The sequence below is a fragment of the Ochrobactrum sp. WV_118_8 genome (assembly GCF_039631535.1).
GTDB lineage: Bacteria > Pseudomonadota > Alphaproteobacteria > Rhizobiales > Rhizobiaceae > Brucella > Brucella anthropi.
This window is the reverse complement of the sequence record NZ_JBDIUZ010000001.1, coordinates 2,695,766-2,707,993: the sequence shown is the minus strand read 5'-3', so window position 1 is coordinate 2,707,993 and position 12,228 is coordinate 2,695,766. Positions and strand designations below refer to the sequence as shown.

The window sequence follows — 12,228 nt, the reverse complement described above, 5'->3', positions numbered from 1 at the left end:
AATCACTGGCAATGGCTCTGAATAAAGCGGGTACGCACCGATTAGTGCGCAAGCGGGACTGGTGTTTTTCTGCTGTGGTGTCGCTGGCTTTTGGTGCTGCGACGGCACTCATATTCTTCTATATCGTGCTTTTCGGCGTCGGCGATGATGGATATCTTGTCATATTCAGCATCTATACTGCGCCTGTGGCGATAGTCTTCGGCCTTTGGGGTCTGTTTTATCGGCGCAGTTTTGTTGCGTTCATCGCCCTCTTCCTCTGTCTGTCCCCGCTCATCTATCTGAGCATTTTCTGATTTTTCCATGCCCTTCATTCGTGGATTTGGGAGAAGAGTTCCGCAATGGCGGAACTCTAAACAGGGGATCACTTCTTGCGGGGAGGCGGATCAAATTTAGTACATGCGTAATAGCCATTCTTGCATTTCACACACATGCCCATGTCACATTGCTTTGTGCAGTCAGAACCGCTGGTATAATAGCATTGGCCGGACTGCCCGGGTGCTATCAGCAGACTTGCGGTCTTGTATGGTGTCGGCAATTTCGTTTGGTTTTGAGTGATGCTGTCGTTGGATTGGGCCATCGCACCGAAAGACGTGAGAGCTGCAATTGCCATTCCAAAGAATAAGATTTTTGCTTTCATGAATTTCTCCATAGTTACCGGATAAGCGTATTTCACAATCCGAAACAGCGCATTCGCAATAGAACGGGAGACAAAAAGTAGCGCTAGATCACAGATGATTACATGAGCGTTTTGGTGGCGAAGTCTGGACGTTACATTCGAAAAATCTGCAATTATCCCGTGTTCGCGGGATATGAATGTTGCGTGTGCTGGTGATAAAGTTAATGCATGTGGAAAAATGGATCGAATATTTATCCTCAAATCCATAATGCTGTCCGGGTGAAAGGTATTCTTTCCGAACCTTTCTCGCCTAGAGATGTGCGCCGGGTTGCTCCAGGCTGGCCTTATTCCAGATACTTCTCGTTCCTTGCCGAAAACTGCACAGACAACCAACCGGAAGGCAACGCGCTTTTCGTGCGGGTGGGCAGGGGACAATACCATCTGAACGACAAGGCTGTCGGGTTCGATTTCGAACGGTTAGTGGATCTTAGTCACTAAAGTACATTCACAGGAATGGGTTGGGGAGATCGCGGTCGGTCCAGTTGCAAAAATTTGCAACTGGCGGTGCGACGGTGCATAATCGGGGCATGAGTGAATCATACAAGAAACCCGATTATGAACAGGAACTGCGCCAGGCAGGTGTCCGCATCACGCGACCACGCCGGATCATCCTGAACATATTGACCGAGACGGAAGATCATCCCGACGCGCTGGAGATTTTTCGCCGCGCGGTCGAGATCGACAGCAGCATCTCGCTTTCGACTGTCTATCGCACGATGAAGCTTCTCGAAGAGCGCGGTGCCATCCACCGGCACGCCTTCGCCGGAGGGCCTTCGCGTTTCGAACAGGCGAGTGGCGCGCATCATGATCACATCATCGATATGGATTCCGGCGATGTGGTGGAATTCCGCTCCGACAAGATCGAAAAACTGCAGGAAGAGATCGCCCGATCGCTCGGTTACGAGATTGTGCATCACCGGCTGGAACTTTATTGCAAAAAAATACGAAACTGACGGAACCAAGTTTCTTCTGCGGCGTTAAGCGCGCATGAAGGTCGTGACCCCGCCCCCACAACGCGGCCTTCAGAGTTCGCCTCAACCTCCCCGCACGAGGCGAGCGGCGAGAATGCCGCGCTAACCGTCAAACGTTATGCAGCTGGCGTTCCGCAAATTCAGAGCAAGCCGCCGTGGTTCAGGCCCAGGTCTGACCATGGCGGCTTTTTTTGTGGCTGTTGAGGAGCTATCGCCTGATCAGGCGTCGAACTGTTCGGTCGGGATGACGAGCGAGTAAACGGCCCCGGTTCCGTCGATACGATAATCGGCGTGACCATTGACGGAGGCGGGGACGATGCGTTGCAGCACGGCGCTGCCGAAGCGCGGATCGTGCTCGAAAACCTCGGGCATCGCTGGATTGGTTTCTTCCCAGCGGAATTCCAGCCTGTCATCGCCGCTGGCGACATGGATGACCTTCGCCGAAATCTTTACCCGGCCATAAGGGATCGAAAGACCGCCGAAGGAGGTCGCATTGACCACCAGCTCATGCAGTGCAAGGCCGACATGCAGTGCGGCACCGGGGAAAAGATAGGGATTGTCGCCATCGATGCTCAGGCGTTCGTCGCTGACGTCGATATATTTTTCGACCTGTGAATGCACGAGATCGCGAAACAGTGCGCCGCGCCAGTTCGAATCGGTCACCAGATCCTGTGAATAGGATAGGGACTGGATGCGTCCGCGGAACTTCAACAGAAAGTCGTCGATGGAATCGGTGAAGCGTGCCGTCTGGCTGGCAATGCTTTGCACGATGGCCAGAAGGTTCTTGGAGCGATGACTGACTTCACGCAAGAGGGTCTTCAGCACCTGCTCGCGTCGCTTCAGTTCGCTGATTTCAATAGCCGTGGTGACAAGGCCCAGTATATTGCCGTTATCGTCACGATCGCAGTCGATGTGAAATTCGATCCAGCGCAGCTTGTCGCCATCATTGATGGCGATCTCCACATTCTGCGCTTCGCCGGTATCCAGCGCCGCGCGTTTCGCGCCGTCGAGTTTGTGCAAGGTGACGGAGAAAATGAAATCGCAGTCACTTCCACCGATTTTCCACTTTTCCTGCCAGTAGAGCGGGATGTTTTCCCCCCAGGAATAGATCAGATCGGGTGTCTGGTAGAGAACGCAGACATTGCTGTTGCGCACGGCCCTCAGCAAGGCTCGCAGCCGGGCTGCGTCAGGTTCCGTTTCTTGCAGGGTAACTTTTGCGCCAGCGGTCATGTCTGCCCCGATTATCCCGCAACCGAATTCAGAGCATTTCCAGCAAAAGTGCGAAGCGGTTTTGCGTAGGAGAATGCGACGAAACAAATATTTGGGTCGCGCATTGGCAAAGCGGCAAAAGCTCCGGAAAAGTTATGCGGAAATTTGCGTGCCATGGCATCCATTTCATCGACTGGCCGGCGGGTCTCGATCGAGTGATCGTCTTGTGATCCTTGAACTGGCCCGAATTCTGGAACCGATAAACCGCCGCATGACGTGATGCGGCGGCTAATTTCATTAAGAAGCAATATAGGCTGGTGAGTCAGAAGGTCAAAAACAGCCTTTGATTTTATATCTGTTACGCCTTGCGGATCGCCGAAGCGATGAGCGAAATAACGAGCAGAGCAAGGAACACGAAGAACAGAATCTGCGCTATACCGGCTGACGCACCAGCGATGCCGCCGAAACCGAGCGCACCTGCTACGAGTGCCACCACAAGAAATACGAGCGCATAATAAAGCATGTCCGGTCTCCTTTTTATTGTGTGAAGGAGAAACGACATCCAGGCCAGGTTGGTTCCGTGCTTCCGGGTAAATTAAGGCGCTCACAACTCTAAATACTCATGTCAGGACCTAAGGCGGTGTGATTTGGCGGTGTATTGAAGCGCCAACATTAAACTCCCGAAAGCTGCCGCCTTTCGGGAGTTTATGACCTTTGGATTTAAGCTGCGACCTGCGAGGCTTCTTCGAAGAAGAGTGCCTGGCTGATCAGCGCCTTCACCATATCCGGATTGAACGGCTTGGTGACGAGGAAGGTCGGTTCCGGGCGCTCGCCCGTCAGCAGACGTTCCGGGAAAGCGGTGATGAAAATGACCGGGATCGTGTCGTTCTGCAGGATTTCATTCACTGCATCGATGCCCGAGCTTCCATCGGCCAGCTGGATATCAGCCAGAACCATACGCGGCTTTTCCTGTTTGTAGAGCGCCAGGGCCTCATCCTTGGTGCGCGCAATGCCGACGACTTCATGGCCGAGACTTTCTACCATCTGCTCGATATCCATCGCGATCAGCGGTTCGTCCTCGATAATCATGATGCGCGTTGCCACCTGACGCGAAATCTCGGTCGATGCAGCCGAGAGAACACGGCTCAGTTCAGCATCGTCCAGTTCGAGAATTTCGGCGGCTTCCTTGTCGGAAAAACCTTCCACCGCCACAAGCAGGAATGCCTGTCGCGGAAGGGGCGCGATATGCGAAAGATTTCTTGCAGCCTGCTGTTCCCATGCAAATTCCGATGCTGGTTCCGGTACGCGAACCGAGGCCGTCTTATAAAGATCGCAGAAAAGGCGATAGAGGCCGATCCGGTCGGACGAGGCGTCCGGAAAAATGCTCACATCGGCAATCAGGGCTTCAAGGGCAGCCGCAACATAAGCGTCGCCGGAAGCCTGGGAGCCGGTAAGAGCACGAGAAAAACGACGGAGATAGGGAAGATGCGGCGCGATACGCGTCGATAACGTCATGGTATTGCAACTCCTCAACTGCCGCTTTCGTTCATTGAATGCACATTGGCGGACACGGTTCTAGAACCCTCCCGCCCATGCTTTGAGCGCAGCATTATGGTACTCTAAACGGGGCGTTTTGAAAAAAGTTCCGAGATTGGGAGATATATTAGGGAACTTTTTGGTAAGCCGCGCATTTCCCGGACAAGCAGGGGCTTAGATTACTAGGGTAGGGCATTTAGCCCGGAACGATCAAGATATGGCAGAAAAAGAGAACCTTCACATGAACGGAGCCGGGGTCAGGTCGTCCCGTCGCGTTCAGAAGGATATACTAGGACCAAATTGTGAAGTCGGATTGAAACTAAAGGCACTGTACACCTCGATACAGGATGAGACGATCCCGGATCGCTTCCTCGATCTTCTCCAAAAACTCGATCAGGCTGAACAGGAGAGTATGCGTGAACACAGCACCCGGTCCGTCGGTTGAGAGTAATGCACAGTTCAAGCGAGAGCTTCTGTCATCGCTGCCGAGCCTGCGCGCCTTTGCGGTGTCGCTGATTGGACAGCACGACAAGGCGGATGATCTCGTACAAGATACGATCATGAAAGCATGGGCCAAGCAGGAGTCCTTTGAAATGGGGACCAATATGAAGGCCTGGCTTTTCACCATCCTGCGCAATGAATTCTACACGCAGATGCGCAAGCGTGGCCGCGAAGTGCAGGACACGGATGGCGTGTTCAGCGAACAGCTCGCCGTGCATCCTTCGCAATATGGTACGCTTGATCTGCAGGATTTCCGCGCAGCATTAGAGCAATTGCCCGACGATCAGCGCGAAGCGATCATTCTGATCGGCGCTTCGGGCTTTGCCTATGAGGAAGCTGCGGAAATCTGCGGCTGTGCTGTCGGCACGATCAAGAGCCGTGTCAGCCGTGCTCGCACGCGCTTGCAGGAAATCCTCAAGATCGAAGGCGAAGGCGACTACGGTCCGGATGCCGATTCATCGCGGGCGACCTTGAGAAGCTTTGCATAACACTTGATCAATTGCCCCTCTTTCCCATGAAAGGGGGGCTTATCGCGCTAAAACCTCAAACCTTCGCCTGTTTTCGCCCACAACGATTGCTTTTTATCCTGCCACTTGTAGGTTAGCAGCTGCTGATATTTCCTGTCGGCAAAGTGATCGTTTGTTTGTGGGTTGCGTTCTTGCCATCAGCCTTGTTGCAAAAACTGCTTCAATCGTCATCGAAGCCGGTTGCGGTTATCGTTTCGCTCGGCCTTGTGCTGCTGTCGGCCATCATGACGTTGTTTCTGTCGTCCGGGGTCAATCATCAGGTCGTCGATATTTCCCGCAATTATGCCTTGCGCCAGCAGGTCGACAAGGTTGCGCGCCTTGCCAGCAATATCGAGATGAGCCGTCGCGGCTATCTTCTGACGCTGGATGAGACTTATCTCGATCTGTATCGCAACACGATTCTGAGCGTCGACAAGACGCTTGCCGACCTCGAAGCCCTGACAGACCAGAGCCCGCTGCAGGATGCGCGGGTTCAGCAGATCCGCGCGCTGGTCGAACGCGAACAGGAAGATGTGCGCGAGACGGTCAATCTTGCCCAGTCGGGTGATGTGGCGGCAGCGGTTGAAAAAGTGCGCGGCGATGAGGGCAAGGTGCTGATGGATCAGCTTGCCAATACAGTCACACAGTTCATCGATGCGGAAGAACAACAGCTTCTTGAACGCAACAAGCGGATCAACCGCATGCGCTACTGGATGACGGCGACGTCTATCGTGGCACTGGCTTCAGCTGCCATGCTGGCGCTTCTGCTGTTCAGCCGGGTTCAGCGTTATGCGCGGTCGATGTTCGAGGGGCAAACGGCGCTGCGTTCGGAAAAGCAATTGCTGGAACAGCGTGTACAGGAACGGACCGCCGAGCTTGAGCACGAGCGCCGCATCGCCGAGCGGGAGCGCCAGCGGGTCGAGCTTCTGCTGCAGGACACCAATCATCGCATCGGCAATTCATTGGCCACCGTTTCATCCCTGCTTGGCCTTCAGATGCGGCAGACGCGCAGCGAGGATGCTCGCGCGGCTCTCGCCGCCGCTCGCGATCGCGTCCAGACGGTATCGACAGCGCACCGGCGCTTGCGTCTCGGCGAGGATATGGAATCGGCCCGCGTCGACGATTTTCTCGGAACCGTCATCAACGATATCCGAACCGCTATCGGTCAGGATCGCAAGATCGAATTTTCGACCGATTTCGCGCCGCTTGATCTGAAGGCGCGCGATGTGACGACAATTGGCATCATTCTGGGCGAGCTTGTCACCAACGCGATCAAGCATGCTTTCAAGGGACGTCCGGAAGGGCATATCCGGATCAGCCTGAAGCCGGGTGAAGATGCTATCCCGGTGCTGGTCGTGGAAGATGACGGTGTGGGCTTCGACAAGAACCAGCAGAAATCCGGCGAGAAGAACGGTCTCGGTACGCTGGTGATCGAACAGCTTTGCATGCAGTTCGGCGAAAAGCCCGTCTACTGCAAGACCGATGATGGTGTCGGAACCAGAGTGATTGTCCGCTTGTCGTCGCTAGTGGATTGAATTTGACGTTTGATACCCGTCCGATACGAATCTCGTTTCAAACGTCAAACTCGAAAAATCCACTAGATTCATGAGAGCACTAGCCGAAGAAGGCGAAATGCCGGTTGGCAAATAAAGCTGGTGGTGAAGGCGGAAAACAAAACGCCGGCTTGAAGCCGGCGTTTTTGCGTTTGCGTGAAGCTATCAGCTCTGCGGCGGGCGCTTTTTCTTGTCAGAAAGCAGCGAGACCAGAGCAATGCCTGCAAGCGGCAGGGCGGCAGCGAGTATGGGTCGTTTGAGGATGGCAGGCACGGTCGCGATTGCTGCGGCTGCAACCATCGCCGATTTGTCCGCTTCCATTTTCTGCTTGCGCTTTTTGGCCTCGGACGCAGCCTGAATTTTCAGGACTGCGAGAATGAGAAGCGCCACGATCAGCGACAATGCAGCCAGAATGAGAGCCGCCAGCGGCCCGCCATAGTTCTGCGCCAGCGCCAGAAAGGCGGCGACGCAGAAAAAGGTGATCGCGATGATTGCGAAGACGGCGATGGCCGCACCGAAAATCGCTGCACGTTTCGTTTGACCCGCGACGAATTTCAGTTCTTCGCCTGCCATCGCAGACAATAGGGGCATGAGAGCTTTCAGCATGATCCGCCTCAGCGGCGCGAGAGCAGGGCCAGCAGATAGCCGACGCCGAGTGCAGTGGCGAGTGCGGCAATCGGGCGTTCGCGCACCGTTGCCGTCAGATGGGCTTCAACATCCTGCGCCTTGTTGCGCAAATCGTCGATGGCGTCCTCGCCCTGAATATAAGCGCTCTTGTAGGTTTCCTTCGCGCTGCGTTTTGCGTCGCGGACGGTCTGCGAACCGAGATTGGCAAGTGTTGCCGCAATGGCAGCGATATCTTCCTTCAGCTGCTCGACCTGGGCCTGCAGGTCTTCCGTGCTGGCATCGGTCAGCGCTTCCTCGATCTTTTCTTCGATCTTGCTCGTTTTCGCGGATGCACGCGCCATATCAGCTCTCCTGTTCAGTCTCTGGTTATCGTTTGGATAACGTGCGGCTGGCTTAATGGTTGCATGCCAAGCCATCAGCGGCAACAAGACCAGCCGGTTGTTGCAAGTCATGGTAAATGGCAGGGTAAATGGCGGGAAAGTGCGGAAGCACTACAGATAATGCCTCCGCAAATATCGTGAAGCCTTACTCCGCTTCGCCATGAAGGATCGTGCCTTCCGGGTCCTTCTTGTAGGCTTCGTCCGAATAGGCGGACTGTGCCTGCAGCTGTTCCTTGGTGAACTGCGTGAAGACGTTCAGCTTGTCGTCCTTGCCGGTCGCAACGTCGAGATTGGCGATGGAAACGGCCACCGGCTTGGAATTGATGCCAAGGAAACCGCCCACGTCGACAACGAATGCCTCTGTCTGCCCGTCGGCGGTCATCAGGACATCGCCGACCGTTCCGATCTTCGTTTCATCCGCACCGAAAACCGTGGCTCCGATGAGCTTGTCCGCACTTAGTCCCTCGGAGGGAACCGGCTTCATGCCATCAGGCATGATCCTGTCCGCCTTCTGCGTGGTAATGGTCTTTTCGGCGGCTGGCGGTTCGGCGCGCGGTACGCCATCTGCTTCGAAAGCTGCGCTGCGGTCGAATGCCGGCGCCTTTTCGAGCTGTTCCTTGGTGGCGTCCACGATCAGCCAGCGCTTGCCGTCTTCACGAACCACCCATGACACGTGATCGAAGCCGATTGCGACATTCTTCTCCCCGACACCGAGAAAGCCGCCGACCCCGATCACCACCGCCTGCGGACTGCCATCGGCACCGAGGATCATGTCATTGACCGTCCCGATATTCGCGGCATCGTTGGATGGGCCGTTATAAACCGCCTGTCCGATGAAACCTGACACCAGAAGCTGGCCGGGGGACGCCACGAAATATCCGTTCTCGCTGGCAATCGGCTTTTCCTGTTTCTCGTCGGAGAAGATCGGTGAACCACCCTGCGCGAAGGCGGGCAAGGCAATCAGCGCGGCAAGAGCCGTCGAGGCGAGAAGTCTTTTCATGGAAACTCCTGTCGGTAATTAAGGCAAACCGAAGGCGAGAGGCAATCTCACCGTCTACAGGAGAAAAAACGAGGGGAAACGGTTTCCGTTCCGCTCAAAATCTGTGTTATTCAAACGTCAAAATTGTGAAACCCGCGTCTTTTCAGTGGCAAAAATGGGGCAAACAACGCTTTTGAGTTGAAAATTTCTGGCTCAAGCCAGCATCAGGCCAGTATCAGGTAAGCCGCACCGGCCAGCATGATAAAGGCCAGTCCTACATGTGATGGCTTCAGCGAACGCTGTTGTACCGGCAGCGGATCATCATTTCCTGCCATTGCAGTACGGGCCGCATGTTCAAGTGTCTGGATATCCTTGAGCATCATAGGCGTGTCCTCCGGATTCCGGCTTGGCCGAAATTGCATTTCCTCCCGAGCACCCGGAATTTGTTCTTAAATCCAATCCTCAAGCGCTGCGGTTAACCATATCAGGTCTGATTTGGCACGAATGTGCAACTGGCAAAAAGCCGAGAGGCGAAAAATGTTCGCTAATCCTTGGATTGCAAGACGAAAATGCCCTTAAAATGAAAACATGACTTGCGCCATCATGTTATTGGGAGTTAAGAAGAGGCCCAACAAGCGGCGCGACGGCCTGCATGAGGGTTTAGTCATGTGCTCGCGGATTTGAACAATCAAAAGGCGATCAAAATGACTGGTTTCTGGCGAAAAGGCTTCATGGCTGCGGCGATGGGCATCGGCTTGCTGGGTGCGGCTTCTGCATTGGCCCAGGACGTAACCCCATCGACGAATGCCCCGGCCGCCCCCGCCGCAGAGGCGCCTTCCAGTTCCGCACCAGCCAATACAGCGCCTGTCGCTGCTCCGGCGCCTGCGAACGAACCGGGAGCGTCTGCCCCGGCAGCAACCACACCGGCTACGGCACCTTCGCCTGAACTGATCCAGTCCCAGACAGCTGCGCCTGCTGCTGCACCTGTCGAAAGCGAGAACGGTTTGATCCTCCCGCACGATCTTTCGCCATGGGGCATGTTCATGGCTGCCGACTGGGTCGTGAAGGCTGTGATGATTGGTCTCGCGATCGCTTCGCTTGCCACATGGACGGTCTGGGTCGCTAAGACGCTTGAACTGGCCGGTGCGCGCCGCCGTGCTACCAAGGCATTGAAAGTTATCGGTCATTCGGCAACGCTTGCCGAAGCAGTCCATGCGTTGGACGGTGCAAAGGGACCGGGTGCAGTTTTGGTCCGTGCTGCAGAAGATGAGGTGCGCTTGTCGGGTCCTGCGCTGGCGCGCGCCGGTGGCGAAGGCCTCAAGGAGCGTGTTTCCTCGCGCCTGTCGCGTATCGAGGCCAAGGCCGGACGCCGTCTTTCCAAGGGTACTGGCATTCTTGCGACCATCGGTTCGGTTGCGCCGTTTGTCGGTCTGTTCGGCACGGTCTGGGGCATCATGAATTCGTTCATCAATATCAGCCAGGCGCAGACGACGAACCTCGCCGTCGTGGCGCCGGGTATTGCCGAAGCCTTGCTTGCAACTGCCATCGGTCTCGTCGCAGCTATCCCTGCTGTGGTTATCTACAATGTGTTCGCCCGTTCCATCACCGGCTACCGGTCGCTGCTGGCCGATGCTTCGGCAGGGGTCGAGCGCCTTGTCAGCCGCGATCTGGATTTCAGAACGGCCGGTGTGCGTGAAGGCACGCTGCACGCAGCGGAGTAGGCGCCATGGCTGGTAAAGTTCGCGAAGGCGGCGGTGACGATCTCGAGCTGAACCACGAGATCAATGTGACGCCATTCATCGACGTCATGTTGGTTCTGCTCATCATTTTCATGGTGGCAGCGCCTCTGGCGACTGTGGATGTGAAGGTGGATCTGCCTGCCTCGACGGCAGCGCCTGCACCCCGTCCCGACAAGCCGCTTTATGTGACCCTGAAGGACGATCTCAGCATCAGTGTCGGCAATGACACCGTTGCCCGCGAGCGCCTTGGTGTGGCGCTGGACGGTCTGTCCGAAAAAAACAAGGAAGCGCGTATCTTCCTGCGCGCCGACAAGAATGTCGGCTATGGCGAATTGATGCGTGTGATGAATCTTCTGCGGGAAGCCGGTTATCTGAAGATTGCACTGGTCGGTCTTGAAACCGTCGGTGCGGATCAGAGCGGAGCCGCACCTGCCAGTGTGCCTGCGCAACCGGCCCCCACCTCGCAAACTCCCGCAGCGCAGGGAGCAGCGCAATGAACGCACTTCCGCCCGACCATCCTCCTGTAAAGGTGGCTTCGGCTGACACTCATCATCATTCCTTTTGGCATGATGCGGGGCGCTGGCTCGGTGCGGGTATTCTCGTTCTGACCGTTCATGCTGCCGGTGCCTATGCCATCCATATGGCGCAGGAGCAGGATCAGCCTGACGGTTCGCAGGTTGCCGCCATGGTGGTGGAACTTGCGCCGGAGCCGGAAGCGCCGATGGAAGAACAGGTTGCGGAAGAAGCCCAGCCGGAAACGGCTGAAGCACCGCAGGAACAGGCAGAGCCGGAACCGGCCCCGCAGCCAGAACCGGTGCAGGAAGAACCGACACCACCTGAACCGGAAGAGGTGAAACCGCCCGAACCTGAGCCGGAACCACAGGCCGTTCAGGAACCGGAAGAAGTCATTCCGGATGTGGTCGAGGCAGAAAAGCCCGAAGTGGCTGTTCCGTTGCCGGTCGAAAAGCCGGAAGTGAAACCGGAACCCAAGCCGGAGCCGAAGCCAGAACCGAAAAAGGTTGAGAAGCCGAAACCGGAAAAGCCGAAGCAACCCAAGGTCGAGAAGCCCAAGCCCAAGAAGGCCGAGAAGGCGCCAGAAACCCGTCAGGCTGCTGCGCCGCGCATGGATGCAGATGCGGGCGAGAAGGCTGCTGCGAACCGTCGTGGCGAGAATTCTGCGTCGGCGGGCGTCGCCTCCAACAAATGGCAGGCGAAGATGAATGCTCATATGGCGCGTAACACGCGTTTCATGCAGCGCAAGGCACGCAACGCCAAAGGACGCGTGGTCATCAACTTTGTGATTGATCCGTCTGGCAACGTGCTTTCGGTCAAGCTGGCCGGTTCGTCCGGTAATTCGGAGGTTGATCAGCTTGCACTTGAAGCAGCGCGTCGAGCTTCGCCTGTGCCTGCCCCGCCGGCAGCCATTGCCAAGGCGCGTATGCCAATCACCTTGCCGCTGCTGTTCAAGTAAGCAATGCAGAATGTGTTATCTGAAAGGCCGGTCTGAAAATCAGATCGGCCTTTGTTTTGTCCATGGCAAACTATGGATCG

Annotated in this window: 17 protein-coding genes; 9 read left to right on the top strand and 8 right to left on the bottom strand. The window is 55.9% G+C overall.

Annotation, left to right across the window (positions count from 1 at the left end; genetic code table 11):
• The first annotated feature begins 11 nt into the window (after positions 1-11).
• Positions 12-293, top strand: coding sequence for a hypothetical protein (locus tag ABDF71_RS13190; protein WP_029929574.1), 282 nt, complete (start codon positions 12-14; stop codon positions 291-293).
• 68 nt (positions 294-361) lie between these two features.
• On the opposite strand, the gene ABDF71_RS13185 is transcribed toward ABDF71_RS13190, so the two are convergent.
• Positions 362-637 (bottom strand): hypothetical protein, encoded by a 276-nt coding sequence (locus ABDF71_RS13185; protein WP_010661350.1) that lies wholly within the window; start codon positions 635-637, stop codon positions 362-364.
• Between the two features lie 207 nt (positions 638-844).
• Between ABDF71_RS13185 and ABDF71_RS13180 the strand changes: the two genes are divergently transcribed.
• Both ABDF71_RS13180 and ABDF71_RS13175 read left to right on the top strand, forming a co-directional pair.
• Complete coding sequence (locus ABDF71_RS13180) at positions 845-1,114, top strand: hypothetical protein (protein ID WP_071634167.1); 270 nt, start codon at positions 845-847, stop codon at positions 1,112-1,114.
• Between the two features lie 89 nt (positions 1,115-1,203).
• Positions 1,204-1,629 carry a ferric uptake regulation protein gene (locus tag ABDF71_RS13175; protein WP_010661349.1) on the top strand — a complete coding sequence of 142 codons (426 nt, stop codon included), beginning with the start codon at positions 1,204-1,206 and terminating at the stop codon, positions 1,627-1,629.
• Between the two features lie 237 nt (positions 1,630-1,866).
• Here ABDF71_RS13175 and ABDF71_RS13170 read toward each other — a convergent pair whose 3' ends face one another.
• From ABDF71_RS13170 to ABDF71_RS13160, 3 genes are all read right to left on the bottom strand, one after another.
• Positions 1,867-2,877 (bottom strand): sensor histidine kinase, encoded by a 1,011-nt coding sequence (locus tag ABDF71_RS13170; RefSeq protein ID WP_012091357.1) that lies wholly within the window; start codon positions 2,875-2,877, stop codon positions 1,867-1,869.
• Positions 2,878-3,214: 337 nt separating this feature from the next.
• Positions 3,215-3,379, bottom strand: a complete 165-nt coding sequence (locus ABDF71_RS13165; RefSeq protein WP_006473348.1) for a DUF1328 domain-containing protein — start codon at positions 3,377-3,379, stop codon at positions 3,215-3,217.
• A gap of 197 nt (positions 3,380-3,576) precedes the next feature.
• Positions 3,577-4,371 carry a response regulator gene (locus ABDF71_RS13160; protein WP_061348055.1) on the bottom strand — a complete coding sequence of 265 codons (795 nt, stop codon included), beginning with the start codon at positions 4,369-4,371 and terminating at the stop codon, positions 3,577-3,579.
• Between the two features lie 238 nt (positions 4,372-4,609).
• On the opposite strand from ABDF71_RS13160, the gene ABDF71_RS13155 reads away from it, so the two are divergent.
• From ABDF71_RS13155 to ABDF71_RS13145, 3 genes are all read left to right on the top strand, one after another.
• On the top strand, positions 4,610-4,837 hold the full coding sequence (locus ABDF71_RS13155; RefSeq protein ID WP_012091358.1) for a NepR family anti-sigma factor: 228 nt from the start codon (positions 4,610-4,612) through the stop codon (positions 4,835-4,837).
• The gene (locus tag ABDF71_RS13150; RefSeq protein WP_010661345.1) at positions 4,809-5,381 is read left to right on the top strand and encodes an RNA polymerase sigma factor; all 573 of its coding nucleotides are present in this window, start codon (positions 4,809-4,811) and stop codon (positions 5,379-5,381) included. The genes ABDF71_RS13155 and ABDF71_RS13150 overlap by 29 nt, the downstream gene beginning before the upstream one ends.
• Positions 5,382-5,551: 170 nt before the next feature.
• Positions 5,552-6,934 (top strand): sensor histidine kinase, encoded by a 1,383-nt coding sequence (locus tag ABDF71_RS13145; RefSeq protein ID WP_151616384.1) that lies wholly within the window; start codon positions 5,552-5,554, stop codon positions 6,932-6,934.
• A gap of 183 nt (positions 6,935-7,117) precedes the next feature.
• On the opposite strand, the gene ABDF71_RS13140 is transcribed toward ABDF71_RS13145, so the two are convergent.
• The 4 genes from ABDF71_RS13140 to ABDF71_RS13125 all read right to left on the bottom strand — a co-directional run bounded on the left by ABDF71_RS13140 (position 7,118) and on the right by ABDF71_RS13125 (position 9,321).
• The gene (locus ABDF71_RS13140) at positions 7,118-7,558 is read right to left on the bottom strand and encodes a phage holin family protein (protein ID WP_029929576.1); all 441 of its coding nucleotides are present in this window, start codon (positions 7,556-7,558) and stop codon (positions 7,118-7,120) included.
• An 8-nt stretch (positions 7,559-7,566) separates the two neighbouring features.
• Positions 7,567-7,920 carry an ElaB/YgaM/YqjD family protein gene (locus ABDF71_RS13135; protein WP_500061611.1) on the bottom strand — a complete coding sequence of 118 codons (354 nt, stop codon included), beginning with the start codon at positions 7,918-7,920 and terminating at the stop codon, positions 7,567-7,569.
• Positions 7,921-8,104: 184 nt separating this feature from the next.
• Complete coding sequence (locus tag ABDF71_RS13130) at positions 8,105-8,959, bottom strand: PRC-barrel domain-containing protein (protein ID WP_010661341.1); 855 nt, start codon at positions 8,957-8,959, stop codon at positions 8,105-8,107.
• Positions 8,960-9,162: 203 nt separating this feature from the next.
• Entirely contained in the window at positions 9,163-9,321 is a 159-nt protein-coding gene (locus tag ABDF71_RS13125; RefSeq protein WP_167375580.1) for a hypothetical protein, read from the bottom strand.
• A 321-nt stretch (positions 9,322-9,642) separates the two neighbouring features.
• On the opposite strand from ABDF71_RS13125, the gene exbB reads away from it, so the two are divergent.
• From exbB to ABDF71_RS13110, 3 genes are read left to right on the top strand one after another with little or no spacing between them, the layout of a single operon-like run.
• Entirely contained in the window at positions 9,643-10,659 is a 1,017-nt protein-coding gene (gene exbB / locus ABDF71_RS13120) for a tonB-system energizer ExbB (RefSeq protein ID WP_012091362.1), read from the top strand.
• Between the two features lie 5 nt (positions 10,660-10,664).
• On the top strand, positions 10,665-11,174 hold the full coding sequence (gene exbD / locus ABDF71_RS13115; protein WP_010661338.1) for a TonB system transport protein ExbD: 510 nt from the start codon (positions 10,665-10,667) through the stop codon (positions 11,172-11,174).
• On the top strand, positions 11,171-12,148 hold the full coding sequence (locus ABDF71_RS13110) for an energy transducer TonB family protein (protein ID WP_010661337.1): 978 nt from the start codon (positions 11,171-11,173) through the stop codon (positions 12,146-12,148). Before exbD ends, ABDF71_RS13110 begins: the two co-directional genes overlap by 4 nt.
• The last annotated feature ends 80 nt before the right edge of the window (positions 12,149-12,228 follow it).

Bases quoted from the DNA above. Each gene is read 5' to 3' on its own strand.
- exbD (WP_010661338.1), top strand. From the start codon at position 10,665: ATGGCTGGTAAAGTTCGCGAAGGCGGCGGTGACGATCTCGAGCTGAAC.
- ABDF71_RS13125 (WP_167375580.1), bottom strand. From the start codon at position 9,321: ATGATGCTCAAGGATATCCAGACACTTGAACATGCGGCCCGTACTGCA.
- ABDF71_RS13135 (WP_500061611.1), bottom strand. From the start codon at position 7,920: ATGGCGCGTGCATCCGCGAAAACGAGCAAGATCGAAGAAAAGATCGAG.
- ABDF71_RS13175 (WP_010661349.1), top strand. From the start codon at position 1,204: ATGAGTGAATCATACAAGAAACCCGATTATGAACAGGAACTGCGCCAG.
- ABDF71_RS13170 (WP_012091357.1), bottom strand. From the start codon at position 2,877: ATGACCGCTGGCGCAAAAGTTACCCTGCAAGAAACGGAACCTGACGCA.
- ABDF71_RS13130 (WP_010661341.1), bottom strand. From the start codon at position 8,959: ATGAAAAGACTTCTCGCCTCGACGGCTCTTGCCGCGCTGATTGCCTTG.
- exbB (WP_012091362.1), top strand. From the start codon at position 9,643: ATGACTGGTTTCTGGCGAAAAGGCTTCATGGCTGCGGCGATGGGCATC.
- ABDF71_RS13165 (WP_006473348.1), bottom strand. From the start codon at position 3,379: ATGCTTTATTATGCGCTCGTATTTCTTGTGGTGGCACTCGTAGCAGGT.
- ABDF71_RS13180 (WP_071634167.1), top strand. From the start codon at position 845: ATGTGGAAAAATGGATCGAATATTTATCCTCAAATCCATAATGCTGTC.
- ABDF71_RS13185 (WP_010661350.1), bottom strand. From the start codon at position 637: ATGAAAGCAAAAATCTTATTCTTTGGAATGGCAATTGCAGCTCTCACG.
- ABDF71_RS13140 (WP_029929576.1), bottom strand. From the start codon at position 7,558: ATGCTGAAAGCTCTCATGCCCCTATTGTCTGCGATGGCAGGCGAAGAA.
- ABDF71_RS13110 (WP_010661337.1), top strand. From the start codon at position 11,171: ATGAACGCACTTCCGCCCGACCATCCTCCTGTAAAGGTGGCTTCGGCT.
- ABDF71_RS13160 (WP_061348055.1), bottom strand. From the start codon at position 4,371: ATGACGTTATCGACGCGTATCGCGCCGCATCTTCCCTATCTCCGTCGT.
- ABDF71_RS13155 (WP_012091358.1), top strand. From the start codon at position 4,610: ATGGCAGAAAAAGAGAACCTTCACATGAACGGAGCCGGGGTCAGGTCG.
- ABDF71_RS13190 (WP_029929574.1), top strand. From the start codon at position 12: ATGGCTCTGAATAAAGCGGGTACGCACCGATTAGTGCGCAAGCGGGAC.